The 25,552-nt window shown below is 60.8% G+C and carries 20 protein-coding genes; 9 read left to right on the top strand and 11 right to left on the bottom strand.

All coding sequences use genetic code 11. From position 1 onward, the window contains the following. Positions 1 to 188 precede the first annotated feature (188 nt). From G5367_RS10915 to G5367_RS10905, 3 genes are all read left to right on the top strand, one after another. Positions 189 to 1,352 carry a multidrug effflux MFS transporter gene (locus G5367_RS10915; protein ID WP_005340537.1) on the top strand — a complete coding sequence of 388 codons (1,164 nt, stop codon included), beginning with the start codon at positions 189 to 191 and terminating at the stop codon, positions 1,350 to 1,352. A 135-nt stretch (positions 1,353 to 1,487) separates the two neighbouring features. Next, positions 1,488 to 2,537 (top strand): oxidoreductase, encoded by a 1,050-nt coding sequence (locus tag G5367_RS10910; RefSeq protein ID WP_421244016.1) that lies wholly within the window; start codon positions 1,488 to 1,490, stop codon positions 2,535 to 2,537. A gap of 309 nt (positions 2,538 to 2,846) precedes the next feature. Next, positions 2,847 to 3,092 carry a hypothetical protein gene (locus tag G5367_RS10905; protein ID WP_193860654.1) on the top strand — a complete coding sequence of 82 codons (246 nt, stop codon included), beginning with the start codon at positions 2,847 to 2,849 and terminating at the stop codon, positions 3,090 to 3,092. Positions 3,093 to 3,155: 63 nt separating this feature from the next. Here G5367_RS10905 and rimJ read toward each other — a convergent pair whose 3' ends face one another. Next, positions 3,156 to 3,707: a ribosomal protein S5-alanine N-acetyltransferase gene (gene rimJ, locus G5367_RS10900; protein WP_421244017.1), complete on the bottom strand. Its 552-nt coding sequence runs from the start codon at positions 3,705 to 3,707 to the stop codon at positions 3,156 to 3,158. After that, a complete protein-coding gene (locus G5367_RS10895) occupies positions 3,707 to 4,261 on the bottom strand; it encodes a GNAT family N-acetyltransferase (RefSeq protein WP_182970399.1) in 555 nt (184 codons plus the stop codon). The genes rimJ and G5367_RS10895 overlap by 1 nt, the downstream gene beginning before the upstream one ends. Positions 4,262 to 4,607: 346 nt before the next feature. Between G5367_RS10895 and G5367_RS10890 the strand changes: the two genes are divergently transcribed. Beyond that, on the top strand, positions 4,608 to 6,383 hold the full coding sequence (locus tag G5367_RS10890; protein WP_421244018.1) for a M4 family metallopeptidase: 1,776 nt from the start codon (positions 4,608 to 4,610) through the stop codon (positions 6,381 to 6,383). 32 nt (positions 6,384 to 6,415) lie between these two features. Here the strand turns inward: G5367_RS10890 and G5367_RS10885 are convergent, their stop codons facing one another. Next, positions 6,416 to 7,309 carry a LysR family transcriptional regulator gene (locus G5367_RS10885; protein WP_216980120.1) on the bottom strand — a complete coding sequence of 298 codons (894 nt, stop codon included), beginning with the start codon at positions 7,307 to 7,309 and terminating at the stop codon, positions 6,416 to 6,418. 92 nt (positions 7,310 to 7,401) lie between these two features. On the opposite strand from G5367_RS10885, the gene mdtH reads away from it, so the two are divergent. Both mdtH and G5367_RS10875 read left to right on the top strand, forming a co-directional pair. Further along, the gene (mdtH, locus tag G5367_RS10880; protein WP_005340523.1) at positions 7,402 to 8,598 is read left to right on the top strand and encodes a multidrug efflux MFS transporter MdtH; all 1,197 of its coding nucleotides are present in this window, start codon (positions 7,402 to 7,404) and stop codon (positions 8,596 to 8,598) included. Positions 8,599 to 8,736: 138 nt separating this feature from the next. Beyond that, complete coding sequence (locus G5367_RS10875; RefSeq protein WP_337073238.1) at positions 8,737 to 9,651, top strand: bifunctional helix-turn-helix transcriptional regulator/GNAT family N-acetyltransferase; 915 nt, start codon at positions 8,737 to 8,739, stop codon at positions 9,649 to 9,651. Positions 9,652 to 9,748: 97 nt separating this feature from the next. On the opposite strand, the gene G5367_RS10870 is transcribed toward G5367_RS10875, so the two are convergent. The 5 genes from G5367_RS10870 to G5367_RS10850 form a co-directional block, all read right to left on the bottom strand. Then, complete coding sequence (locus tag G5367_RS10870) at positions 9,749 to 10,171, bottom strand: ASCH domain-containing protein (RefSeq protein WP_421244019.1); 423 nt, start codon at positions 10,169 to 10,171, stop codon at positions 9,749 to 9,751. A gap of 57 nt (positions 10,172 to 10,228) precedes the next feature. Beyond that, complete coding sequence (prfC, locus tag G5367_RS10865; protein WP_236368204.1) at positions 10,229 to 11,815, bottom strand: peptide chain release factor 3; 1,587 nt, start codon at positions 11,813 to 11,815, stop codon at positions 10,229 to 10,231. A gap of 219 nt (positions 11,816 to 12,034) precedes the next feature. After that, a complete protein-coding gene (locus tag G5367_RS10860) occupies positions 12,035 to 13,882 on the bottom strand; it encodes a diguanylate cyclase (protein WP_421244020.1) in 1,848 nt (615 codons plus the stop codon). Between the two features lie 195 nt (positions 13,883 to 14,077). Continuing rightward, on the bottom strand, positions 14,078 to 15,532 hold the full coding sequence (viaA, locus tag G5367_RS10855; RefSeq protein WP_421244021.1) for an ATPase RavA stimulator ViaA: 1,455 nt from the start codon (positions 15,530 to 15,532) through the stop codon (positions 14,078 to 14,080). Positions 15,533 to 15,541: 9 nt separating this feature from the next. Then, positions 15,542 to 17,155, bottom strand: a complete 1,614-nt coding sequence (locus tag G5367_RS10850) for an ATPase RavA domain-containing protein (protein WP_421244022.1) — start codon at positions 17,153 to 17,155, stop codon at positions 15,542 to 15,544. Positions 17,156 to 17,468: 313 nt separating this feature from the next. Here G5367_RS10850 and G5367_RS10845 point away from each other — a divergent pair, with 313 nt between their 5' ends. After that, positions 17,469 to 17,903, top strand: coding sequence for a DNA polymerase III subunit psi (locus G5367_RS10845; protein ID WP_421244023.1), 435 nt, complete (start codon positions 17,469 to 17,471; stop codon positions 17,901 to 17,903). Between the two features lie 102 nt (positions 17,904 to 18,005). Further along, positions 18,006 to 18,455 carry a ribosomal protein S18-alanine N-acetyltransferase gene (gene rimI, locus G5367_RS10840; RefSeq protein ID WP_216952883.1) on the top strand — a complete coding sequence of 150 codons (450 nt, stop codon included), beginning with the start codon at positions 18,006 to 18,008 and terminating at the stop codon, positions 18,453 to 18,455. A 7-nt stretch (positions 18,456 to 18,462) separates the two neighbouring features. Here the strand turns inward: rimI and G5367_RS10835 are convergent, their stop codons facing one another. Continuing rightward, on the bottom strand, positions 18,463 to 18,963 hold the full coding sequence (locus G5367_RS10835; protein ID WP_406596058.1) for a hypothetical protein: 501 nt from the start codon (positions 18,961 to 18,963) through the stop codon (positions 18,463 to 18,465). Between the two features lie 227 nt (positions 18,964 to 19,190). On the opposite strand from G5367_RS10835, the gene G5367_RS10830 reads away from it, so the two are divergent. Further along, on the top strand, positions 19,191 to 20,981 hold the full coding sequence (locus G5367_RS10830; RefSeq protein WP_421244024.1) for an AMP-dependent synthetase/ligase: 1,791 nt from the start codon (positions 19,191 to 19,193) through the stop codon (positions 20,979 to 20,981). A gap of 81 nt (positions 20,982 to 21,062) precedes the next feature. Here the strand turns inward: G5367_RS10830 and gshA are convergent, their stop codons facing one another. Beyond that, positions 21,063 to 22,661 carry a glutamate--cysteine ligase gene (gene gshA, locus G5367_RS10825; RefSeq protein WP_421244025.1) on the bottom strand — a complete coding sequence of 533 codons (1,599 nt, stop codon included), beginning with the start codon at positions 22,659 to 22,661 and terminating at the stop codon, positions 21,063 to 21,065. 61 nt (positions 22,662 to 22,722) lie between these two features. Beyond that, positions 22,723 to 25,536 carry a M16 family metallopeptidase gene (locus G5367_RS10820; RefSeq protein WP_421244026.1) on the bottom strand — a complete coding sequence of 938 codons (2,814 nt, stop codon included), beginning with the start codon at positions 25,534 to 25,536 and terminating at the stop codon, positions 22,723 to 22,725. Positions 25,537 to 25,552 lie beyond the last annotated feature (16 nt).

Below are 25,552 nucleotides of genomic sequence, written 5' to 3'. Positions count from 1 at the left end.
AGTAAAAGCGCCAATTACACCCGCTGTGATGGGGTTGCAGGTGATTGGAAGCCATCGAATAACCAGCTTTTTAATACATGTTTCCATAATGGAATAACCAAAGTGATTAAATACCATTTCTATTCATTACTGTGAGTCAGTAGACTCGCGCCCCAATTCATTAACCTGGCTGACTAAAGAGGTGACAGATGCCATTGATACTTTTACTCGTACTACTGGTGCTGTTCAGTCCGCTGGCTATCGACATCTACCTGCCCGCCATTCCGCAGATGGCCGAACAGCTGGGCGCCGAAGTAACACTGATGCAGGGCACCATCACCTGGTTCCTGTTCAGCATGGGGCTGGGGCAACTGCTTGTTGGCCCGCTGGCCGATCGCTACGGTCGCAAGCCCATCGCGCTGGGCGGCGTGCTGCTCTATGGCCTGAGCGCGCTGGGGGCCGGTTTTGCCGCCAGCCTCGGCGAATTGATGCTGGCCCGGGTGCTGCAGGGCTTCGGCGCCTGCGCTACTTCGGTCGCCGCCTTCTCGGTGGTGCGTGACAGCTATGGCCCGAAAAAGAGCGGTCAGATGATCTCCTATCTCAATGGCGCCATCTGCTTTATTCCGGCGCTGGCGCCCCTGCTCGGCGGCTGGCTCACCGCCAAGGCGGGCTGGTCTGCCAACTTCTGGTTTATGGCCGGTTATGCGCTCATCGTCGGCAGCTGGCTGATGTGGCGGATGCCGGAGACCCGCCCGGAGGAGACCCGCAGTGAAGGGGCCCTCATCAGCTGGTCTCGCTACAGCCCGGTACTGCGCTCCCCCAGCTTCCTGTTCAACGCGGCGCTGTGCATGCTGGCGATGGCGGTGATCCTTGCCTATGTCACCGCCGCGCCGGTACAACTGATGGTGAAACTGGGGCTCGATATGAGCGGCTTTAGCTACTGGTTTACCGCCAACGCCGCGCTCAACATTCTGGCCTGCTTCATGGCACCACGCTTTATCGCCAAGGTGGGGCCAAGACGCACTCTGCGCATCGGCCTGCTGGTGTTGATGCTCTCGGCCATCACCCTGACTCTGGCCATGCACATCGAACATCCGCTGGCGATGATGGGGCCGGTATTCCTCTCCAGCATCGGCTTTGCCATGATTCTGGGCTCGGCCGCCGGGATGGCGCTGGCACCGTTCGGCCACTGCGCCGGTACCGCCGCTGCCCTGCTCGGCCTGTTCCAGATGAGCGGATCCGGCGCGTTGGTTGGCCTGACCGGCGCCCTGATGCACGACCCGCTGAGCCAGCTGGCGCTGCATATGTGGCTGCTGCTGCCGCCCTTGGTGATGCTGATGACCCGACGCGGTCGCCGCTTGTGTTTGCAATAAATCCTGTGCTCTGATGGGCACACTCAGGGGGCCATCGGCCCCCTTCTCGTTTGTATCGCCTTTACAACGAATGGCCATCCGGCAGAGAGCCTGCGATGGCAACCCCACTCACTCGATGTCAGCGGAGAACTCCCGATGAGCCACACTCTCAACGCAGCCCTAGTGGGCTATGGCTTTGCAGGCAAGACCTTTCACGCCCCCTTCCTCTCCACCACGCCGGGCTTGTCCCTGAGTTGGGTGGTGAGTCGCGATGCCGCCAAGGTGCAGGCCGATCTGCCCGACTGCCGGGTCGGTTCACTGGAGGAGGTGCTAAGCGATGAGACCGTCGATCTGGTGGTGATCGCCACCCCCAACGACACCCATGCCCCCCTCGCCCGCCAGGCGCTACTGGCAGGCAAACATGTGGTGATCGACAAGCCCTTTGCACTGGATCTGGCCGAGGCGCAAGCACTGGTCGAACTGGCCGAAAAGCAGCAGCGACTGCTCAGCATCTTCCACAACCGCCGTTGGGACGGGGATTTCCTTACCGTGCGCCGTCTGCTGGTAGAAGGGAGTCTGGGGCAGATAGCCCAGTTCGAATCCCACTTCGATCGCTATCGCCCCGAAGTGCGCCAGCGCTGGCGCGAAGCGGGTGGCCCGGGTTCCGGCCTCTGGTTCGATCTCGGCCCCCATGTACTGGATCAGGCGCTACAGCTGTTCGGCCAACCGGACTGGCTGCAAGCAGACCTTGCCGGGCAGCGCCCCGGCGCACTGGCGGACGACTACTTCCATGTGGTGCTGGGTTACGGTGCTCTGCGGGTCATTCTGCATGGCAGCTGTCTGGTCTCGGCCACCATGCCGCGTTTCATCGTTCACGGCAGCCAGGGTTCGTTCGTGAAATTCGGTATGGATGTGCAGGAAGATCAGCTCAAGCTGGGCAAGCGGCCCCCGGCGGCGGATTGGGGCATGGATAGCGAACCCGGTCAGCTCAGCTGCATTGTCGATGGTCAGTTACAGCAGCAGAGCGTGGTGGGTGAGGCGGGGGATTATGGCGCCTACTATCGCGGTGTCTGCGCCGCCATCAAGGGCGAAGGGAGCAACCCGGTGCCAGCAAGTGAAGCGCTGGCGGTGATGGCGCTGCTGGATCTGGCCCGCCAGAGCCACCTTGAGGGAAAACGGCTGCCCTGTCAGAAGCTGTCTGACTAAGGTGTGGGCCATCGGCCGCGCTTGAGCAACCTTGACCTTGTTAAACCGCCACAAGATGGCAGCAAAGCGGTGTTTTATTGTGCAATCAGCACTATTTAACGGCATCTTGTATTGATATCAGTCGTTGCAGTGGAGCTTTTTATCAACGGCACGAAAAAATGTCATTGTGATATCCGTTTTCATCGGTAACTAATGGGGCTATATTGCGCCCGCCTGCTGCCTCCCGGCTTCTTGTTTCAATACCGGGCAACGGTGGGCGCTGTGATGGTTGCACAGACCATCTCTCCATATTTATTTGAGGGAATGCACATGAACAAAGTACTGGTAGCCGGTATCCTGGGTCTGATGTTGACTGCTTGCGGTCAGAAAGAAGAAAAAGCTGCCGCTCCTGCTGCTCCGGCCGCCGAAGTTGCTGCCACTGTAGAAAAAGCCGCTAGCGAAGCCACCTCTACCGTAGAGAAGGCCACCTCCGAAGCGACTGCAACCGTAGAAAAAGCTGCTACCGAAGCGGCTACCAAGGTTGAAGCTGCAGTGAGCGATGCCAAGGCCAACTAAGCCTGCACCTCATTCGAAGACGGGTCCGAAGGCAACTTCGGGCCCGTTTTTTTTATCTGTCGTTCAGGAGGCCGGATTAATCAGCGAGGTGAGGATGTGATCCTCCCAGCGGCCATTGATCATCAGATATGAACGCGCGAATCCCTCACGCTCGAAACCGAGCCGCTCCAGCAAGGCGCCACTGCGCTGATTGGCAGGCATATAGCAAGCCATGATGCGATGCAGATCGTGCTCCCGAAACAGGTAGTCGATGGCGGCTGACAGCACCTCTCTCATCACTCCCTGCCCCTGATGCTGCTGGTCGATGGCGTAGCCCAGATGACACGCTTTGAAGACCCCCATCAGGATATTGCTGAAGTTGCAGGTGGCGATCACCCGCTCGCCAGCCGGATCGAGTGCCACCAGATTGATGCCGGTGCCGTTGAAGAACTGGCTGTAGCTGTCCTGCAGCCGGGCATGCCAGTACGAGAGGGTATAAAAGTGCTCGTCCCGAAGCGGCTCCCAGGGGGTGAGATGGGCACGGTTGCGCCGGTAGAAGTCGAGCATCATGGGGGCCTGATCCGGCGACAGTATGGTCAGGTGGGTGCGGGCCGTCTTGATATGTGGCAGCGCCATCAGGACTCCCTCTGTCTTAGCCACTCGTCGCGCAGCAGGCTGTAGTGGGCATGGTCCACAATCCGGTTGCCCAGCCGCTCTGCGCGCCGGGTCACCCCCTCCTGCTGCATCCCGAGCCGTTCACAGACGGCTCTGCTGGGCTCGTTATCGGTGGCGGCGCTGATCTCCACCTTCTCCATCCCCATCTCCTCGAAGGCGTGATGGATCAGGGCCTGGCAGGCCCGGGTGATGATGCCGTTGCCCTGCCAGCGCTCCGCCAGCCAGTAACCGATGATCACCTTGCCAAGGTCGTGATCGATGCTGTTGTAACCGATGACCCCCACCACCTCCCCCTGATACTCGATAGCGGTGGTGAGCCCCTCACCGCGGGCAAACTTCTCGATGGCACTGCGAATGAAGAGGGCGCTGTCGACGGGGCGCTGGATCAGTGGCGGCCAGGGTAGCCACTGGGAGAGATACTCCCGGTTGTCATTGCAGAGGGCAAACAGTTCGCTCGCCATATCGGGCTGCAAGAAGAGCAGCGCAAGCTCGTCGTCCAACTGCCATGAAAACATGGGATTCTCCTTTCAAATCAGTGATCAAATAGCGAACCAGCACCCAATGTAGCCAATCGCCACTGGCCGCGCCAGCCACTTTTACGGCCCTCATCCGACAGGCTTCGCGGAGAGTGGCAGCGCACGTTCTCTCCTCCCTCAAAAGAGGAGGGTGGGTGTCTGAAACCGGATAACAATCTCCACATGGCACCGTCGAATACCCCCAAACGGCACTTTGGCAGATCCTGCTACCCCTTTGTGCTGCTCTGTCACTTTTGACAGGGGGCACTTTCCCCCACCGGCGCTAGCTTCAAAGCGCCCGACCTTCGGTCGGTTTATCAAGCTCATCGATTTAAGGAAAGAAGAGATGAATAAAATTTATCTGGCCGTTGCGCTGGCCTGCTGGGGAAGCGCCGCACTGGCGGCGCAAGAGGTAGAGATCAACGTAACGACAAACGGCATCCGGGCCATAACCGGCCTCAGTGCCGCGAGTGCTACCTTGCAACTGGAAGATGGCGAGTTTCGTCAGGTACGGGTGGTCCAGCTGCCCAACGGCCAGCAGCGGATCCGCTACGAGCAGGTCTGGAACGGCATCCCGGTAATGGGTCAGGTGGTGGTGGCTGACAAGAGCCTGAGCGGCCAGCTGCAGAAGGCCACCGGGCGAATGCTGCGCCAGATCGATCAGGATGTGGCGAGCCCGGTCGCAACCCTTTCGCCACAGGATGCCACCAGCAAGGCCAAGGCGGGCAGCAAGGGGAGCAACGAGCAGATCAAGCTTTACGTGATGCAGGACGAGAACGGGCTGGCCAGGCTGGTCTATCAGGTATCCTTCATCGCCGAAGGTGACAAGCCAAGCCGCCCCTTCGTCATCCTTGATGCCCAGAGCGGTGAGGAGCTCAAACGCTGGGAGGGGATCAACCACAAGGATGCCACCGGCCCGGGGGGCAACATCAAGACAGGCAAATACTTCTATGGCACCGACTTTGGCCCGCTCATCGTCGATGACAGCTGCCGGATGACCAGCCCCAACGTCGATACCATCAACCTCAACCACGCCACCTCTGGCGGCACCATCCACCAGTTCACCTGCCCGGAGAATACGGTCAAAGAGATCAACGGCGCCTACTCGCCCCTCAACGACGCCCACTACTTCGGCAACGTGGTGTTCGACATGTACCGCAACTGGTACAACACGGCGCCCCTCACCTTCAAACTGAAGATGCGGGTTCACTACAGCAAGAATTACGAGAACGCCTTCTGGGATGGCAGCCAGATGACCTTCGGTGACGGCGCCACCACCTTCCACCCGCTGGTGAGCCTCGATGTGGCGGCCCACGAGGTGAGCCACGGCTTCACCGAGCAGAACTCCGGGCTGATCTATTCAGGGCAATCCGGCGGCATCAACGAAGCCTTCTCCGACATGGCGGGGGAAGCGGCCGAGTTCTACATGAAGGGGAGTAACGACTGGCTGGTCGGCGCCCAGATCTTCAAGGGCAACGGCTCCCTGCGCTACTTCGAGGATCCGACCCGTGATGGCAGCTCCATCGGCCATGCGGCGGATTATCAGGAGGGGATGGATGTACACCACAGCTCCGGGGTCTATAACCGCGCCTTCTATCTGCTCGCCACCAGCAGCGGCTGGAACCCCCGCAAGGCATTTGAAGTGTTCGTGCTGGCTAACCGCCTCTACTGGGGCGCCAACACCAACTACCAGCAAGGGGCCTGCGGCGTCAGCCGGGCGACCGCCGATCTGGGTTACAGCCAGGCGGATGTGGCGCGTGCCTTCCAGACCGTCGGGGTCGATGCCAGCTGCGGCACCACGCCGCCACCGAGTGACAATGTACTGCAAAACAGCGTGCCGGTGAGCAACCTCGCCGCCAGCAAGGGTGGCAAGCTCAACTACACCCTGAACGTACCAGCTGGCACCAGGTCGCTGCAGATCAGCAGCAGCGGCGGTACCGGTGATGCCGACCTCTACGTCCGCTTTGGCAGCGCCCCCACCAGCAGCAGTTATGACTGCCGTCCCTACAAGGGCGGTAACAACGAAAGCTGCTCCTTCACCAATCCCAAGGCGGGTACCTGGCATGTGCAGCTGTCAGGGTTTTCCGCGTTCAGTGGCGTAACCCTCAAGGCCAGCTACTGATCCACCCGATGCGGGCCTTGTCCCGCATCGTTCTACTCATTGCGCCACCGTTTCGCCAGCGCGCGGGCGGTGGCCAACACGGTTTCCCGGGCCGGGTTGGGCCGCTTGCCACCGCGCCACGCCATCATCACATCCCAATGCTCTTGCGGCAGATTGCGCACATCTAGCCTGACCAGCCGCCCCACCTCCAGATCCCGCTTGATGGCCAGCTCCGGCATCAGGGTGATAAACCCGTGTTCCAGCGCCAGATCCCGCGCCGCACTGGCGGGCTGCACCGCATGCAGGGGGCTGGCGGCCCGCCGCAACCGCCGCAACTGCTGGATAAAGACGTCACACCCCGGCCCCCAGACCTGAGGCGCCAGCCGCTGGTCGGCAATATCCTCCAGGGTGAGACCGTGACAACCGGCCAGCGGATGCAATGGCGAGGCGATAGCGATAATGGGGGAGCAGCAGAGCAGCTCCATCTGGAGGCCCGCAACCGGCGGGCGCTTGAGTACAAAGCCGATATCGGCCTCCCCGGTCAGCAACGACTGCATGATCTCGCCGGAGTGATCCGTGGTGCAGCGGATCTCGAACGGCTCGTCCACCAGCTCCATCAATAACGAGCCAAACACCACCGAAGTGAGGGATGGCAGACTGGAGAGACGGATACAAGGCAGCGCAGGCGCCCCCTGCAGTGCCAGCCGCCCTTCGCTCAGGATCGCCAGCGCAGAGCGGGCCGATGGCAGAAACTCCTCGCAGGCACGGGTCGGCGTCACCCCGCGCCGATGACGCTGAAACAGCGGTGCCCCGAGGCTCTCCTCCAGCTGGGCAATCCGCTGGCTCACCAGCGGCTGTGACCAGCCACGAATGGCCGCCGCCTGACTGAAGCTGCCCAGCTCGGCCACATCCAGCAGCAGTTGCAGATCGTCCAGATCCATAGACATAAATAATCCTGATATGAAATATAGGTAGTTGTCGTCTACCACTATATCTAAACCCTCTCCAGAATGAAGGTATCTGTGAATGAGAGGGCGTTATGGTCGATAGGGCGAGGTTTTGGGGACGCTGGTTTCTGGCGCTGGATACCACACTGGTGATCCTGGGTTTCTTTGTGGTGATGCCGATGATCAGCCTGCGCTTCGTCGACCAGCTCGGCTGGGCGGCCGGTCTGGTGGGGCTGGCCCTCGGCCTGCGCCAGCTGACCCAGCAGGGGCTGGGGATCTTTGGCGGCTCGCTTGCCGACCGCTTCGGCGCCCGCCCGCTCATCGTCACCGGCATGTTGCTGCGCGCCGTCGGCTTTGCCACCCTGGCCTGGGCCGACAGCGGCGCCATGCTGATCTTCTCCTGCTTCCTCTCGGGTCTGGGCGGTTGCCTGTTCGACCCGCCACGGGCGGCACTGGTGATCAAATTTACCCGTCCCCATGAGCGGGGCCGCTTTATCTCCCTGCTGATGATGCTGGAGAGCGCGGGTGCCGTCACCGGTGCCCTGCTCGGCAGCTGGCTGCTGCGCTTTGACTTCACCTACGTCTGCCTGCTGGGCGCTGGGCTCTTCACCCTGGCGGCGCTCTGCAACTGGACCCTGCTGCCCGCCTACCGCCTCTCGGTCAAACCGACTCCTATGCGGGAAGGGTTGGGACAGGTACTGGCTGATCGCGCCTTCTGCCGACTGGTGCTGATCTTAAGCGGCTACTACATGCTGTGGGTACAGGTGATGCTGATTTTCCCCATTCTGGTCAAGCAGCTCTCCGGCACCACCACGGCAGTGGGCTGGATGTACAGCCTGGAAACGGCGCTGTCACTGGCGCTGCTCTACCCTATCGCCCGTTTCAGCGAGCGGCGCTATCGGCTGGAGAGCCGGCTGATGGCGGGTATCCTGCTGATGACGGTGGGGATCGGACTGGTCGCCTTCGTCAGCACCCTCTCCGGCATCTTCGTACTGCTGGCCTGCTTCTATCTGGGGATCATCATCTGCGAACCGGCCCGGGAGACCCTGATGACCCGGCTGGCCAACCCCACAGCCCGCGGCAGCTACATGGGCTTCAGCCGCCTCGGACTGGCGCTGGGGGGCATGACCGGCTATGTGGGCGGCGGCTCCCTCTATGACTTCTCGTTGCAACAGGGACAACCGGCCCTTCCCTGGCTGGTGCTGGGCACCATAGGCGTCGCCACCATGTTGCTGCTCGCCCGCTGCTTCTCCCGCCGCCCGGAGCTGGCCATCAGAGCAGCCGCCTGACGACCGCCCCACCTGCGGCAGCCCAATCAACGGGGCTGCCGCTCACCCCAAATTCTGCAAGCCATCACAGCAAAAGGTTGCGAATTACAACTTTTACGTTATTTTAGTTGTCATGCACAACTAAAAGGAAACCACGACATGGATCCCCGTCCCCTGCGCGCCCTGTCGCGCGATCTGGTTCGCGAACTCGGCATGCTCTCCCAGCAGTGCGGCAATCTGGCCCTCACCCCCATCGAGGCTCACCTGCTGATCGAGCTGGAAAACGCCCCGGCCACCAATCAGCAGCTGGCAGAAAAGCTGCACATCGACAAATCCAACGCCAGCCGTCCGCTGGCACGCCTCGCCGAGCGGGAGCTTATCAGCTGGCACCCGCACCCCTCCGACGGCCGCAGCAAGGAGGCCCGCCTCACCGTCAACGGTCAGGGGATGCTGCTGGAGTTGCACCGGGAGATGGACGGGGCGATGGAAGAGATGCTGGCGCAGTTGAGCCAATCCGAGCGCGAACAGCTGTGGAGCGGCATGCTGCTCTACCGCAGCGCCCTCTCCCGCGCTCGCCGCCAGCAGGGCTACCATATTCGCCCTATCACAGAAGCAGACAACCCTCACATCGCGACCGTTATCCGCACCGTCTCGGCTGAATATGGGCTCACCGCCGACAAGGGATATGGCGTCTCGGATCCCAATCTCGACACCCTCTCCCAGAGCTATCAGGGGGAAAAGAGCCGCTATTGGGTCATCGAAGGGCCGGATGGCTCCATTCTCGGTGGCGGCGGCATAGCTCCGCTGGATGGCGAGGAGGGAGTGTGTGAATTGCAGAAGATGTACTTCCTGCCCGCCCTGCGCGGACTGGGCCTTGGCAAGCGGCTGGTGTTGCAGGCGCTGGATGAGGCTCGCGCGCTTGGTTATCAGCGCTGCTATCTGGAGACGACCGAGGTCTTGCGCGAAGCCACCAGCCTCTATGAATCACTGGGCTTTGAACACCTGCCCGGCCCCCTTGGCTGCACCGGCCACGGGGATTGCGAGATCTGCATGGTGTTAGACCTGGCGCTCTAAGGTGATAGCGGCAAGCAGGAGCCTCCCTGCTTGCCGCTTCGTTTACTGCGGTAACGCCACTACCCGGAATCGCTCCAGCACCAGCGTGGCGTGCTCATCAAATTCGCCTCCTTCCGCCTTCATCTCGCATTCGAAGAATGCCTTGTGCGCTTTGCGCCACCAGGCCAGAGAGCCATCGCCCTCCCCCCTCCTCGGCGGCAAACGCAGCATCAATCTCATCGAATGGACACAAGGTGACTGACACCAGTTCAACCAGAGCCTTGGGGTGACAATTCCAGTCTGTTACCACCAGCAAGTCACCCTGTTCCGGCATCCGCTCGCCCTTCTCCAGATACCAGTAAGCGAGGCTACAGGTCGCTCGCTTGCGGCCTGCTGCCACCAGCTCGGCACAGAGGTTGGCATTGTGTTCATCAGCACAGAAGTAGTCCGCCGAGACATGGCGAGCCCGTGCTGCCACCGGCAGGGATAACAGATAACTCTCAGCCAGAGCCGAGCAGGCAGGATTCATCGATTCAACCATCACCTCTCCTTGATACATAAAAAAATCCCGCCATCTGGCGGGATTTGGTAAGCAGTATCAGTGCTCGCGAGTCTGACGGAACTCCACGTCCGGGTGGCGCTCCTGTGCCAGGCGCAGGTTGACCATGGTCGGTGCGATATAGGTGAGGTTGTCACCGCCATCGAGGGCCAGGTTGACCTCGTTCTTGCGCTTGAACTCTTCGAACTTCTTGACGTCGGTGCCTTCCACCCAGCGGGCGGTGGAGACGTTGACCGCCTCGTAGATGGCCTCGACGTTGTACTCGCTCTTCAGACGAGACACCACCACGTCAAACTGCAGCACACCGACCGCACCGACGATGAGATCGTTACTGATCAGCGGACGGAACACCTGTACCGCCCCCTCTTCGGAGAGCTGGACCAGCCCCTTGAGCAACTGCTTCTGCTTGAGCGGATCGCGCAGGCGGATGCGGCGGAACAGTTCCGGTGCAAAGTTCGGGATACCGGTGAACTTGAGATCCTCACCCTGGGTGAAGGTGTCACCGATCTGGATGGTGCCGTGGTTGTGCAAACCGATAATGTCACCGGCGAAGGCGTCTTCCGCCTGCTCACGGTCACCGGCCATAAAGGTCACGGCGTCGGAGATGTTCACATCCTTGCCGATACGCACGTGGCGCATCTTCATGCCCTTGCTGTAGGTGCCTGACACGATACGCATAAAAGCGATACGGTCGCGGTGCTTCGGATCCATGTTTGCCTGGATCTTGAACACGAAGCCGGAGAACTTCTCCTCGGTCGCCACCACTTCGCGGCTCTCGGCCTTGCGTGGCATGGGAGACGGCGCCCAGTCAGTCAGGCCATCCAGCATGTGGTCGACACCGAAGTTACCCAGTGCAGTACCGAAGAAGACCGGGGTCATCTCGCCAGCGATAAAGGCATCGTGATCGAACTCGGGAGAGGCGCCCTGCACCAGCTCCAGCTCGTCGCGCAGTTGCTGGGCCAGATCTTCGCCGACAGCGGCATCCAGCTCCGGGTTGTTCAGCCCCTTGACCACCCGCTTCTCCTGGATGGTGTGGCCCTGACCGCTCTGATAGAGATAGGTCTCATCCTTGTAGAGGTGATAGACACCCTTGAAGGATTTGCCACAGCCGATGGGCCAGGTGATCGGGGCGCACATGATCTTCAGCTCGCGCTCCACCTCATCCATCACTTCCATCGGATCGCGCACTTCGCGGTCCAGCTTGTTCATAAAGGTGAGGATGGGGGTATCACGCAGACGGGTGACTTCCATCAGCTTGCGGGTCCGGTCTTCAACACCCTTGGCGGCGTCAATGACCATCAGGCAGCAGTCGACCGCGGTCAGGGTACGGTAGGTATCTTCGGAGAAGTCCTCGTGACCCGGGGTGTCGAGCAGGTTGACCAGACAATCGGCATAGGGGAACTGCATCACCGAGGTGGTGATGGAGATACCACGCTGCTTCTCCATCTCCATCCAGTCGGATTTGGCGTGCTGGCCCGAGCCACGGCCCTTGACGGTACCGGCGCGCTGAATGGCCTGTCCGAACAGCAGGACTTTCTCGGTGATGGTGGTTTTACCCGCATCCGGGTGCGAAATGATCGCAAAAGTGCGTCTCTTGGAGACTTCACTCAGAAATTCAGCTGACATAATTCAACGTTCTTCTATTGAGCGGTGGCATCAGCCACCGTGGGAATAAATCCGGAATGCCGCTCACGGCACATGTATACGCAACGAAAGCCACGCCAGCTGGCGTTTTGCCAACCTGGTGGAAAGAGGGAGGAGGGTTGCGTTACATGGGTCTTATCGCCTGAGTCAAAGCAAAATTGCGCGACATTATACCCGCGCGAGTGAAAAATACCCAGTCCGTCAGTCGTCTGTTTCCACCCGGTTGCGCCCGGCCCCCTTTGCCCGGTAGAGAGCCTCATCCGCACGCCGGATCAACGCGGCCAGATCCTGATCATCATCGCGCTGGCAGGCACACCCGATGCTGATGGTCACCGGATGGGACAAACCGGGCAACGCCCGTTGGCCGACCCTGGCGCGGATCCGCTCAGCCAAACGGGACGCCTCCTCCAGCCCCGTCTCCGGCAGCAGCGCCAAAAACTCCTCTCCACCGGTACGGCCCAGCAGATCCTGCTGCCGCAACTCTCTTGCCACCATTCTGGATACCCACTGCAGTACCCGGTCTCCCTGATGATGACCCAGCGAATCGTTGATCCGCTTGAAGTGATCGATATCAAAAAGCAGCAGAGAAAAGGGCATTTGCTGCCTGCGGGCCAGCTCAAAGTGCTCGCGCCCATCCACCAGCACCCGACGCCGGTTATCGATACCGGTCAGCTCATCGGTAAAGGCCAACCGATGCATCCGACGATTGCGCTCCAGCAACCACCTCATCGTCAGCAGAGCCACTCCACCGCAGAGCACCATCACCACCAGCAACCAGAAGCGACGCTCCTTGCTCTGCGCCAGCTCCTGCCGCTGCAACTGCTGCTCGACCCGCAACCGCTTGTTCTCTTCCGCCTGGCGGGTCAGTTCAAACTGGCCGCGCACCCAGGCTGTACTCTGCTCTCGCTGCATCTGGTCGAGGCGCTGCTCTTGCACCAAATGATCCCGCAAGGCCGCCAGCGCAGCCGGATAGTCCCCTTGCAGCTCGAATGCTTCGCTGCGCACTGCGTAGAGATCCATCAGGTAACGAGTGTGCCCCTCAGCCTTCAGGATCGGTTCAATCTTCGCCAGTGCGATCAAGGCCGGGGCCGGATCCCGCATTTTCACCTGCAGTTTGGCCATTACCAGCTCGAGATGGGCGTGGAGGATAGGATCGACTTCAGGGGTGAGCACACCTGCTGCCTGCGCCAGCAAGCGTCCGGCCTGCTCCAGGCGCGCCAGACCGAGCAGAGCCTCCGCCAGCATCACTTGACGATCCGCATGTTCAATCCGGTACTCGGGTTGTTGCAAAAAGGCGAGACTACGTTCGAGCTCCTGCTGCGCTTCCTGATAGCGCCCCGTCTCCAGATAGACCAGAGCCAGCTGCTCTCTCATCCTGGCCAAACCGAACCCGTCATGGTTGTGGGCAAAGTGTTCATGCAACCGGTTCAGGGTAGTGAGTGCCTCGGCATAGAGACCCATGCGGCGAAACGCGGCGGCAATCTCGAGCTGCGCCCGGTTATACCAGGTGGTCAATCCCAACCGTTCGTAGATGTCGTGCGCCCTGGTGAGATCCACCAGCCCCTGCCCTGACGCCCCCTGAAACGACAACATGGCTCCCCGGTGGGACAGCGCCAGCGCCTCCAGCTTGAGCACAGCGGCCTCCCCAGCCACCCGCAGCCCCTCATCATAATCCCGACGGGCCAGTGCCACCTCGCCGAGCAGCTGATTGAACCAGCCACGACAGATGAGCAACTCGGCAATGGCTGCGTCATCTCCCCGTTGTTGAGCCAGCACCAGTTGGCTGTCGGCATACGCAATCGCACGGCGAGACGCCTGGATGTCATCGGCAGATTGGGCCCAGCAAGCCAGACGACTGATCCGCATCAGCTGGGACGGTGGATAGTCGCTGCCATCCCGCAGCAAGCGAGCAACGCGCTCCCTCAGCAACTCGATAGGCTGATGGACCTGCTCCATCTCCTCCAGTTCATTTTCCAACTGCTCGGGGGACAAGGGTCTGGCTGCCAGCCCGAATACCGCCAGCAACAGCAGCAAGGCAAGTCGGCTCATAAACACTCCGGATGAATGGGGAAAGAGCAGCAGGCGACCCGATACCGGAAAATCACCCTGTAACAACGGCTGTAAAGGCTACCGCAAGGAGAGAGGACTTGAATGGGTTTCATCTCACATTTTACAGCAATATCATAACGTTGGAATGAGGAGGGGGATACAGAGCGAAAGAGGGGGCTGGCTCCCTCCCGGTAACTAATGATGCTGCCATCGCCGAAGCAACCGACCGCGCAGACCGCAATCGAGCAGCCAGCTGTTGTCAAAGACCCGCAACAGTGCCGGTTTGGCGTGCCGGGACATGGCCACTGCGTGAAAGCGGGTCTGGCGCTGGCGATAGCGGTTCATCTGCTCGAGCAGGGCATGGGGCAGACTCTGGGCGATAAAGTCCGAAATAACCAGCACATCTGCCTTGGCAAAAGCGGGCTCATCGAGTTTGACCAGCGCCTTCTCGAGACAGGGCACCAGATCAGTACCACCGTGAAAGCTCATGGAAAGGAAGCGTTCTGCCTTGTCCAGTCCGGTATCGGCGGTGATCTCCAGGGTCGCCACCTCGGTAGAGAAGAGCATAAGGTAGCAGCCGCGTTTCTCATCCATCGCCACCTTGAGCAGCGCCAGAAACAGTGCCTTGGCACACTCCTCGGGGTAGCCCCCCATGGAACCGGAGGTATCGACACAGACGATAAAGGGACCGCGCTGCTGCAGCTGTTTGCCCCCCTGCTCCGGGGTACGCAGCATGATGCGCTGGCGCGGCAGGGTACCCCGCGACTGATAGCTGAGCAGACGCCGCTCCAGATAGCGACGGTAAAACTCCAGCTCCAGCTCAGGCAGCCCCAGCATTACTGCCTCGCTGGGCAGCAGCCGCATCAGGTCGCTCGCCTGATGAATGCCCACCAGATCGTCGGGCACATCATCGCTGGGTGCCGGTTCCAGCTCCAGCACCTCGACCGGCGGCACCGGCTGTTCCTGTGCCCGCCGATCCCGCTCGCTGCGCCCGAGAAGAGCGGCAATCTCCGCCAGCAAGGGCTCGCGCTGCAACATACGGGCGTATTGCTTGACCAGCACCAGACTGCGTTTGTGCCAGTGCCCCTGCGCCAGATCCCAAAGACCACCGGCTGAGATCTGGTTCGGATCGAGGGCATCAGCCAGGGTGCGGCTCGCCAGCAGCTGATCTTCAATCTCCTGACGCTGCTTCTCCCGCTCCGCCTCGGCGATCTGCTGCTGCAGTTGCAGCAGGCTACCCACCAGACTGGCACGCCACTTGTCGATAAAGAGCTGGCGCAGCCCCTCGGTAGGATGGGCCATCAGCTGGCGCACCAAGGAACGTGCCTCACCGGCGAAGGGGCTGTAGTGATCCAGCGACTCCAGCAGAGTGGGCAAACGACCTATCAGTTCGGTCATCGGCAACTGCCGGTGCGCCTGATAGAGCAAGTACTCCTGCTCCAGCGCCACCGGCACCGGCTTGTGACGGATCTCCTCGCCAAGCTGCTCACCCCAGCTCTGCAGGCGCTTTTTCAGCAGCTTGCCCTGCAGTGGGGAGCGTTTGATAAATTCGGAGATCTTGGGCGACGCAGCAAGCAAAAGTGCCACCTCCCCTGCAAGCTCCCCTTCACCGATCAGGAGCCCCAGATCCAGCATGCCAATCTCAAGCATGAGCGCTCCTTACTCGTCCAGCCTTGGCAACCGCTCACGCCAATGCACCAACTCGCCACGCAGCAGTTCAAGATCCCGGTTCAGCACGAAGAAACTGTCCTCCACCTGTTGCAGCCAGCGCTGGGCAATAAATAGGTGCTGCCGATGACGCTCGAACAGAGTGCGCTGCTGTTTAAGCTCCTGCATCACCTTGCCGACCTGGACCAGTTGCTCGTCGAGCGCTTGCAGCCAGGGCGCCAGCACCACCTCGGGGATGGCGTTGCGCTCCATCAATACCAGCGGGATCTGCTGGCGCTGGATATCGAGCACCTGCAGGCGCAGCTCATCGTCCAGCACCAGCTCGTAATGCCCCTCTTTCGGGTTGCCGAACTCATAGCCCACCAGCGCCTCACCGGTCGGATGCCAATGGGAGAGCAGGGTACGATCGAACACCAGGGTGCTGGTAAGACGCTCGGGATCGCTGCCATCCAGCGGGGCCGGGGTGAGCAGATGGAAGTGTACCTGCTTGCCAAAGGGTCTGGCATTGGCGAGCGGGATCTCGATCCCCCTCGCCCGTCGGCCAAACCACTGTTTACGCTTGCGTGCCTTGCAGCAGAGACGCTGGGACACGCCCTGCTTGAGCTGTTTGAATTGATCCCGCAGCGCCAGCAGCTGGCGGGTCATCGCCAGTTGCTGATAACCATAGAGGCGGGAAAACTCGGTCATCATCTCCAGCAGGGCGGTACGAGACTCCTCGTCATGCCATAGACAGTCCTTGAACAGCAGCAGATCTACCGGCGCGACCTCGTCACGACCGTTGAAGAAGGCGCTCGCCTTGATAAGCCGTACCGCCTTCTTCCAGCGACGATCCGACACATAGCAGCGGTGGGCCAACTGGCTGTCGAGCTGCTGGCGCAGCTGATAGATGAGTTCGAAACAGGCATCCGGCAGGCGCACCTGTTCAATCTGGCTCTGCCACTGCTCGTACTCATCCCCCCGGATCTGCAGGGATTCCGGCAAGTTCTGGTGGGCGTGACCATCGCTGGCCAACATGGATTGAAAGTTGGCTTTCTCCTGCACCCGATCCATCCAGATCCGCACCAGCATCCGGTCGTAGAGCGCTTCCAGCCCGCTGTCCGGCGCCGGCAGCTCGTTGGAGGCAGTCACCAGCAAGCGCATCGGGATGGGATGCTGGCTATCACCATTGCGGAACTGCCGTTCGTTGATGGCGGTGAGCAGGGTGTTGAGAATGGCGGGACCCGCCTTCCAGATCTCGTCGAGGAACACCACCTCAGCCTCCGGCAGATAGCCGGCAGTGAGGCGCAGGTATTTGCCATCCTCTTTCAGCGCCTGAATGGAGAGGGGGCCAAATACCTCCTCCGGTGTGCTGAAACGGGTCATCAGATATTCAAAGTGGCGGGCGTCGTGAAAGGCCAGCTTGAGGCGACGGGCAATCAGACTCTTGGCGATACCGGGTGGCCCCAGCAAGAAGACACTCTCGCCACTGAGGGCCGCCAGCAAACCGAGACGCAGGGCATCCTGCCGTTCGTAGAGTCCCTCACCGAGGGCGGCCAGCAGCCGGGGCAAGCGCTCCTGGATGGGAATAAGACGCGCAGGATTCTGGGCTTGAGCTAAAGACGACATAGAGAGTGTTCCGAAGCTGGGATGATGTTAGCCCCAAGGCGCGATATCCATTTGCTCGACCTTGGGTTTTGTCTTGTTATGATGTTTATTCTGGTATCTCTTGCCGCACAATACCCGCCTCTGGCAGGAAAAAACGCAAGGCCAGTACGATACCGTATCGGCAGCGTGCTGCGCCCATGCATAGCCAGTGTAGTGATGGCACCATGCCCGCATGCGCCAGATGATGCGTTGCAAAGGGTGCAGCAAAAGCGGTTCGAGTGTACCCTGCGCAACACAATTTTCCCCAACGCAGATCAAGAGTGAGTCGCCCCAGATGCAAGATCCCGTTCGTCAGAGCATGTTGGCCCGCATGGGCATTCAAAGCTGGCAACTGCGTCGTCCGGCATTGCTGGGTGCAGATCTCGTACCCGAGCTTGCGCAAGATGCCGTGCAGCCCGACCAGACAGCACCGGCCACCCGCGCTCCGCTGCCCAGCGGCAAACTCTGGTTGCTGGCGCCTCAGCTGCCTGCCACCACGCTGCTGGCGGATATCTGCCAGCTGCTCGGCATGACCCCCGACGAGGTCTTACTGCTCAGCGAGCTGCCGCCTGCCGATCTGCAAACGGCGGATGCCTCACCGCTGCTCTGGCTGACGGAGGCCAACCCGGAACGACCCGATGCGTTGATCTGTCCGCTGGCCCCCAGTGCCGCACAAAAGCGCGCCCTGTGGCAACAACTACGCCGACACCTGGCGAACAGTACGGCATGATCATGCCTTCAACGCCCTCTTGGAAGCCGCTCTTTTTACCTGATTTTACAAAAGTCGTCTTTGCCAACCCCGACATCCTCCACCCAGTCACCCGGAGTCAACATGCCTGAGTTTCGTCCCCTGCTCGAAGCCGATTTCGACCTTGTCTATCCCATAGAGCAGGCCGCCCACAAGGAGCCCTGGAGCCAGGCCAACCTGCTATCCTGCTTCGGTCCTCGCTATCTCAACGGCTTGATGCTGGTCGATGGTCGCCCGGCCGGCTTCTATATCTCGGATCTGGTGGCCGGAGACAGCTCGCTGATGAATATCTGTGTCCACCCCGAATTTCAGGGCAAGGGGTTGGGACGGACACTGCTGCAAGCCTACCTGACTCGCAGCAAACAAGCCGGGGCAGAGGCCTGGTTTCTCGAGGTGCGGGCAGGCAACCAGACCGCCATCAACCTCTACGAGAGCGCCGGCTTTGCCGAGTATTGCCGCCGCGCCGACTACTACGGCACCGGCAATGATCGGGAAGATGCGGTACTGATGTCCCGCCTGTTCGACTTCAGCTGATCCCGCCTCAATCGAGGGGGGCGTTATCCATCGCCGGATCCTGCAAGGAGAGAGTGGTGTGAACCACCGCCTCGAATCCGGCGGCGGAAAGCGGCATATAGAAGCCCCGCAGCCAGGTTTTCCCCGGCATCCAGATCTGCTGTATATCCACCACTATCTTGATCGGTTTGAGGGGTTGACCCGGCTGCTGGATATAGATGCCGGGCGGTGTGGCCACCTTGGGAAAACGGCGCAGGATCTGTTCACTACCATCCCCCTTGCCCGGATTGAGCCGCACCTTGACCAATCGGCTCAACGGCACTCTCATCTCTTCACTGCGCCAGAAGCGTTCGTTCAATGCCTTGCAGCGACGGCACTTGGGGGTCTCCAGCACATAGAGCAGCGGATAGCCCAGCGCCAATGCCTGCTGTTGGGCCTGCTGGTATCCCTCCGCCCCTTCATACCAGGGATTCGCAGGCTGCTGTGTCTTGCCCAGAAAGTACCAGGCCGCCCCGCCCCCCACCATCATGAGCCCGATCACGGCCAATGCCCCTTTCATCCATAGATTCATATCGTTAACTCTCCCTTTGCTCCTTTGCAGTATCGGCCACTCTGCACAAAGGAAGAGCTATTTGCACTCTTTGTGATCCAAGACAAACAGCGAACACTTGTAAGCTGTAATCTTGGAGTTTAAACTCTAGCCCGATTTTTAGTGCCCTTGCAGGCGTACAACTGTAATTAAAGGATGTTTAACTGATGCCGAAGCTTCATCTGGTTCGACTGATGCGTGAACGTATTGCCCAGCTTGGCAACAAGGCTGCCCTGCGGGTTCAGCAAGATGGCCAGTGGCGCGCCATCGGCTGGCGTACTCTGGGCCAGGCCATGGACTACTGCGCACAGGCGCTGATCCGGGCCGGCCACCAGCCAACCGAAATGGTCGGCATCTATGCCCGCAACATGCCGGAGTGGACCCAGGCCGATCTCGGCATCCTTGCCGCCCGCGGTGTCAGCGTCCCTATCTATCCCACCAGCACGCTCGATCAGCTGCGCTACATCGTCAAAGATGCCGGCATCAAGGTACTGTTCGTTGGCGAGCAACCTCAGTTCGATCAGGCGCTGCAACTGATTGAAAGCGGCGAGATCCGCCAGCTCATCGCCCTCGACGGCAGCGTCAACCTGCGCGGCTGCGAGCAGGCGAGCCACTTCCAGACATTTCTGGTCTCCGGCAACCATCAGCCCAGCGAGCAGGAACTGCGAGTACGGGAAACCCAGTACCGGATGGATGATCTGCTGACCCTGATCTACACCTCCGGCACCACAGGCGAGCCCAAGGGGGTCATGCTCGACTTCAGCAACATCGCCGCCTGTTTCGAGATGCACAACAGCCGCCTCGACCTCAATCAGCAGGATGTGTCGCTCTGCATGCTGCCGCTCAGCCACGTATTCGAGCGGGCATGGAGCTACTACGTGCTCTACTGCGGTGCCGAGAACGTCTATATCCGCGATCCACAGAAGGTGATGGATGTGATTGGCGAGGTGCAGCCGACCGTAATGTGCGCCGTGCCGCGCCTCTACGAGAAGGCCTACGCCATGATCCAGGCCAAGGTGGCTCAGGCTCCTGCTCTGCGTCGCGCTCTGTTTGGCTGGGCGACCCGGGTCGGCAAGCAGATGGTTGCCACCCGTCAGGCGGGCAAGTCCGCCTCCCCTCTGCTCTACGGCCAGCTCTGGCTCGCCGAGCGACTGGTGTTTCGCAAGCTGCGCGCCCGCTTTGGCGGCCGCACCCGCTTCCTGCCGGTGGCGGGCGCCCGTCTGGCCGACGATGTGAACCTCTTCTTCCAGGCGATGGGACTCAACCTCAAGTACGGCTACGGCATGACCGAGACCACCGCCACTGTCTGCTGCTACGAAGACAGCCAGTTCAAGTTGGGCTCCATCGGCACGGCACTGAACGGCATCGAGGTGAAGCTGGGGGAGAACAACGAACTGCTGGTGCGCTCCCCCACAGTAATGCGCGGCTACTACAACAAGCCGGACGCCACCGCCGAAGTGATGACCGAGGAAGGATTCCTGCGTACCGGCGATGCCGGTGAGCTCGACAGCCAGGGCAATATCTACTTCACCGAGCGCCTCAAGGAGCTGATGAAGACCTCCAACGGCAAGTACGTGGCCCCGCAACTGGTGGAAGGGACCATCGGCAAGGATCGCTTTATCGAGCAGATCGCCATCGTCGCCGATGCCCGCCACTTCGTCTCTGCGCTGATCGTCCCCTGCTTCGAGTCGCTGGAGGAGTACGCCCGCTCCATCAACCTGCAGTACCAGTGCAAGACCGAGCTGCTGCGCCACTCCCGGGTGATGGAGTTCTTCGAAGCCCGCATCGCCGACTTGCAAAAAGAGCTGGCCAAGTTCGAGCAGGTGAAGAAGTTCACCCTGCTGCCGAGCGCCTTCTCCATGGAGCTGGGTGAGCTGACCCCCACCATGAAGTTGCGCCGGAAGATCATCGAAGCCAAGTACCAGAGCGAAATCGAGGCGATGTACAACCACGTCTGATATCGCTCAGGTTCAGAGAAATAAAAAAGCCGCTCACTCGAGCGGCTTTTTGTTGGCACTTTGGTTGGTACGAACCCGCCTTCAGGCCGTGGTGGTACTGGTACCGAAGTAGTCGGCCAGGAAGTCATCGAATGACAGGCTGTCGCTGCGCTCGCGCTCCCGTTGCTTGGCCAGGGAATCCTTCGCCTCACCGGCAAAGTAGGCCTCATCCCAGTACTGCAGCTCCCCTGCCAGCAGCTCCTCGCGATAGCGGGTCGCCAGCTTGTCGCCGTAACAGCCGTTATCCTTGCCACTCTCCAGCAGCTCCTTGAGCATGCGGGCGGAGTAGGTCAAATCCGGATTGAGCAGCTTCTCACGGTGCATTGCCAGCGTTTTGCGATAGTGGTTACGGCCGCAGCAGCGATCCAGCAATTCGGCCACCTGAGCCAGCTCGTCGAACAGCTTGAGGCCGTACTCTTTGAGGCCAATGGCATGACCCTGCTCGTCCTCCAGCTCGAGGCCGGGACGACGTCCCTCCAGCACCACCTTGTTCTGGTTGCGGCGGTTGCGGGCAATCTCCTCGTCACTCAGCACCGGAGAGGGGCGCAGCAGGCACCAGACCAGGAACAGATCGAAGAAGCGGATCTGGTCGGCATCGATACCGAGCGGGGTGAAGGGGTTGACGTCCACGGTGCGCAGCTCGATGTATTCGATGCCGCGCTGATCCAGCGCATCCGAGGGCTTCTCGCCGCTGCGCGGGGTGCGCTTGGGACGGATCGGGGCGTAGAGCTCGTTCTCCAGCTGCAACACGTTGTCATTGAGCTGACGATACTCCCCGTCCACCTTGACCCCGATCTTGGCAAAGTCGGGATTGTGGGTGTTGATGGCGCGGCGCAGGCTGCTGACATAGGCCGGCAGGTTGTCGTGGCTGATCTTGAGCCCCGCCTGGGCGCTGTTGGTATAGCCTAGATCGGAGAGACGCAGCGCGGTAGCGTAAGGCAGATAGAGGGTGCCCTTGCCGGTCTTCTCGAATGGAAGGTTGCTCTTGCGCCCTTTGAGGAAGGATTCGCAGATGGCCGGAGAGGCGCCAAACAGATAGGGCACCAACCAACCGAAACGGTAGACGTTGCGAATAAGCCCCATGTACTTGTCGGAGATAAAGCGCTGGCTGCAACAACCGACGCACTCCAGTTCCTGCCACTCGCTCCAGAAGCTGTCGGGCATGGAGAAGTTGAAGTGCACCCCGGCGATCACCTGCATCAGGCTGCCGTAGCGGTTCTTCAAACCCTGACGGTAGAGGGTCTTCATCCGGCCGATATTGGAGCTGCCGTACTGGGCCAACCGGATGCTCTCTTCCCCGCCGACGAAGCAGGGCATGGAGAGCGGCCAAATCCGCTCGTCACCCAGATGTTGAATCACATGGTGATGGATGTCGCCGAGCTGCTCCATCAGGCTGTCGATGGAGTCGGTGGCCGGGGTGATGAACTCCAGCAGGCTCTCCGAGTAGTCGGTGGTGATATTGGGATGGGTCAGGGCCGAGCCCAGCGCCCGGGGATGGTCACTCTGGGCGAGTCGGCCATCCGGCGTGATGCGCAGGCATTCACGTTCGATCCCGCGCCGGATCCCCTTGAGCGCGGTGAGGCGCTCCGGTGATCCCAACGCATTCAGCAACTCGGTGAGCGACAAGCTTGTTGTAGTCATATTCACGGCTCATGTGAGGCCGCCCCATCCGGGGCGGCTCTTGATTTTTATAAAGCGTCAGTTACGGCAACTGCAGCGGATAGATGGGAAGATGAAGCTCCTTCAGGGGTTTTTCAAGCTTTTGCTTGTCTCCCACCACCACGATCACCATATCGGCCGGATTGAGCCAACGGGCGGCACTGGCCTTCAGCGCCTCGGGCGACACCGTTTTGATCAGGTTGTTCTGGGCCTGCACATAGTCCGGTTTCAGGTCATACATCACCATCTGCAGCAGGAAGCCCGCCTTCTGGCCCAAGGTCTCGTAAGAGAGGGCATCCTGCTGGGAGACCGCGCTGCGCATATAGGCCAGCTCGACCGGTGTCGGGCCGCTCTTGCGGTAGTTGTCCATCTCCTTGAGGAACTGGCGGATGGCATCGACTGTTGCATCGGCCCGCACATTGGCACCGGTGGCGAAGGTGCCCACCTCGCGGTTGGCGGAGAAGCCCGAGCTGGCGCCGTAGGTGTAGCCCTTGTCTTCCCGCAGGTTGAGGTTGATGCGGCTGTTGAAGTTGCCACCCAGGTTGAAGTTCATCAGCCCGGCGGTGAAGTAATCCCCCGTGGTATCGAACGGCATGGCGCGACGACCGATGCGGATCACCGACTGGGGCGCCCCCGGCTTGTCGACCAGATAGATGCCCGGCTTGGCCTGCTCACCCTTGAGCTTGAGATCCCCCAGAGTCGGCGTGGCCCCCTTCCACTCGGTCAGGAAACCAAGTTGCTCCTCGATCTGCTTCTGATCCACATCACCGACCACCACCACTTTGGCGTTGGTGGGGTTGTAGTAGGCCTGATAGAAGTGCTTCACGTCCGCCAGGGTCAGCTTGGCCACATCGGCAGGTACCCCGTCGGTAGGTTGACCGAGGCGGTTCTGCTTGCCGTAGACCAGCTCGCGGAACGCCTGCCCGGCCAGCCACTCGGGCTGCTGCTGGGCCTGTTGCATCCCTTGCAGCAGCTGCGCCTTGACCCGCTCGAAGTCCGCCTCCCGCATGCCCGGGCGCTCCAGCACCTCGCGCACCAGCGCCAGGGTCTGGGGCAACTTGTCCGCCAGCGAGCTGACGGTGATGAGGTTGTTGTACTGGGCGCTGGAGACATCGATGGAAGATCCCAGCTTTTGCAGCTCGTCGCTCAGCTGAGCCTCGGTCAGGCGCACCGTGCCCTGCCCCATCATGGCGGCGGTCAGATTGGCCAGCCCAAGCTGCCCTTTATCTTCGGCACGAATGCCGCCCGGCAGGGCAATCATGATGGAGACGGCCGGGATCTCGTCACTCTTGGTGCCGATGATCTCGATGTTCTTGTCGAGCTTGCCGTGCCAGATGGCGGGTACCTTGACGCTCACCGCCTCGCCCGCCTTGGGCTGCACGCTGCGATCGAAATTGTCTTTTACCGGTCGTTCGGCCAGCGCCTCGTCATGCTTGCTGTAATCCGGCAGCTCGCGCTTGGCGGGGGTAAAGTTCGGGGTGGCAACCTGCCACTCTGTCTTGCCCTTGGGCACCACGCTCAGCACCACCGCAGGCTTGTCGGCGATGAACTTGTCGTAGGCGGCCTTCACCTGCTCAGGTGTCACCTTGCCGATGGCATCCAGCGTCTTGAACACATAGTTGGGATCCTGGGCAAACACCTGACCCATGGCGAGCTGGCTCACCTTGCCGGAGACGCTATCCAGACCCCAGATGGCGGAGGCGCGGTACTTGGCGATCGCCTTCTCCAGATCTTCCGGCTTGAGGCCGCGCTGGGCGAACTCGCCGATCACCTTGTCCACCTCCCCCTTGAGGGTCTTGAGGCTGCCATCCTGCGACGGATTGGGATAGGCGTAGACGGTCAGGGTACAGGCCAGCTCTTCGCAGTAGTGGGACGCCCCCACATCGATCGCCTTGCCGGTTTTCACCAGCGACTGGTAGAGCATGGAGCTGGCGGAACCGCCCAGCACGTCGGCAAACATGTCGAGCGCAGGCTCCTGCGGATCGCCAAGAGAGACGGTGGGGTAGCTGATATAGAGCAGCGGCAGGTGTACCTTGTCCTGCAGCGTCACGTAGCGGGTCTCGGGCAGGATCACCGGCTTTGGCGTCGGCTCGGCCACGTCCGGGCCGCGCGGGATGGAGCCGAAGTACTTCTCGATCCACTCGAGAGCCTGCTTGCTGTCAAAGTCGCCGCCCAGAGTCAGGGTGGCGTTGTTGGGACCATACCAACGCAGGAAGAACTGCTTGAGGTCGTTCACATCGACCCGGTCGAGATCTTCCACGTAACCGATAGGCTGCCAGGAGTAAGGGTGAGTACGCGGATAGAGCGCCTCCCCAACCTTCTCGCTCACCAGCCCGTACGGCTGGTTATCGACCCGCTGGGCCCGCTCGTTCTTGACGGTGGCGCGCTGGATCTCGAACTTCTTCTGGCTCACCGCATCGAGCAGGAAGCCCATCCGATCCGCCTCCAGCCAGAGCACTTTTTCCAGCTGGTTGGCAGGCACTGTCTCGTAGTAGTTGGTGCGGTCCTTGTTGGTGGTGCCATTCATGTCGCCACCGGCTTCGTTGATGATCCGCATATGCTCCTGATCACCGACGTGTTTCGAGCCCTGGAACATCATGTGCTCGAAGAAGTGGGCGAAGCCGGACTTGCCGACCGTCTCGCGGGATGAGCCGACGTGATAGGTCACATCGAGGTGCACCAGCGGATCGGAGCGGTCGGGGGCCAGGATCACGGTCAGGCCGTTGTCCAGCTTGTACATCTGGTAGGGGATGGCGAGCTTGCCCTCCTCCTTGCCCTGTTCGGCAATCAGGGTCGGTGCCGCCAGCACCGGCAGGGTGAAGCCCAGCAGAATCGTTAAAGGTATGACTTTGTTCACGGTAACCTCGTGAGTG

This window comes from Aeromonas sp. 604282 (assembly GCF_049170575.1).
Classification (GTDB): domain Bacteria; phylum Pseudomonadota; class Gammaproteobacteria; order Enterobacterales; family Aeromonadaceae; genus Aeromonas; species Aeromonas veronii_A.
The sequence above is the reverse complement of the archived record's forward strand: the minus strand, read 5'-3'. Positions and strand labels throughout refer to the sequence as shown.

Excerpts from the sequence above, each read along its gene's own strand:
- G5367_RS10845 (WP_421244023.1), top strand. The coding sequence starts at position 17,469 with ATGCAAGATCCCGTTCGTCAGAGCATGTTGGCCCGCATGGGCATTCAA.
- G5367_RS10890 (WP_421244018.1), top strand. The coding sequence starts at position 4,608 with ATGAATAAAATTTATCTGGCCGTTGCGCTGGCCTGCTGGGGAAGCGCC.
- rimI (WP_216952883.1), top strand. The coding sequence starts at position 18,006 with ATGCCTGAGTTTCGTCCCCTGCTCGAAGCCGATTTCGACCTTGTCTAT.
- G5367_RS10915 (WP_005340537.1), top strand. The coding sequence starts at position 189 with ATGCCATTGATACTTTTACTCGTACTACTGGTGCTGTTCAGTCCGCTG.
- G5367_RS10860 (WP_421244020.1), bottom strand. The coding sequence starts at position 13,882 with ATGAGCCGACTTGCCTTGCTGCTGTTGCTGGCGGTATTCGGGCTGGCA.
- G5367_RS10875 (WP_337073238.1), top strand. The coding sequence starts at position 8,737 with ATGGATCCCCGTCCCCTGCGCGCCCTGTCGCGCGATCTGGTTCGCGAA.
- mdtH (WP_005340523.1), top strand. The coding sequence starts at position 7,402 with ATGGTCGATAGGGCGAGGTTTTGGGGACGCTGGTTTCTGGCGCTGGAT.
- viaA (WP_421244021.1), bottom strand. The coding sequence starts at position 15,532 with ATGCTTGAGATTGGCATGCTGGATCTGGGGCTCCTGATCGGTGAAGGG.
- G5367_RS10835 (WP_406596058.1), bottom strand. The coding sequence starts at position 18,963 with ATGATGGTGGGGGGCGGGGCGGCCTGGTACTTTCTGGGCAAGACACAG.
- prfC (WP_236368204.1), bottom strand. The coding sequence starts at position 11,815 with ATGTCAGCTGAATTTCTGAGTGAAGTCTCCAAGAGACGCACTTTTGCG.
- rimJ (WP_421244017.1), bottom strand. The coding sequence starts at position 3,707 with ATGGCGCTGCCACATATCAAGACGGCCCGCACCCACCTGACCATACTG.
- G5367_RS10850 (WP_421244022.1), bottom strand. The coding sequence starts at position 17,155 with ATGTCGTCTTTAGCTCAAGCCCAGAATCCTGCGCGTCTTATTCCCATC.
- gshA (WP_421244025.1), bottom strand. The coding sequence starts at position 22,661 with ATGACTACAACAAGCTTGTCGCTCACCGAGTTGCTGAATGCGTTGGGA.
- G5367_RS10905 (WP_193860654.1), top strand. The coding sequence starts at position 2,847 with ATGAACAAAGTACTGGTAGCCGGTATCCTGGGTCTGATGTTGACTGCT.
- G5367_RS10910 (WP_421244016.1), top strand. The coding sequence starts at position 1,488 with ATGAGCCACACTCTCAACGCAGCCCTAGTGGGCTATGGCTTTGCAGGC.
- G5367_RS10870 (WP_421244019.1), bottom strand. The coding sequence starts at position 10,171 with ATGGTTGAATCGATGAATCCTGCCTGCTCGGCTCTGGCTGAGAGTTAT.
- G5367_RS10830 (WP_421244024.1), top strand. The coding sequence starts at position 19,191 with ATGCCGAAGCTTCATCTGGTTCGACTGATGCGTGAACGTATTGCCCAG.
- G5367_RS10885 (WP_216980120.1), bottom strand. The coding sequence starts at position 7,309 with ATGTCTATGGATCTGGACGATCTGCAACTGCTGCTGGATGTGGCCGAG.
- G5367_RS10895 (WP_182970399.1), bottom strand. The coding sequence starts at position 4,261 with ATGTTTTCATGGCAGTTGGACGACGAGCTTGCGCTGCTCTTCTTGCAG.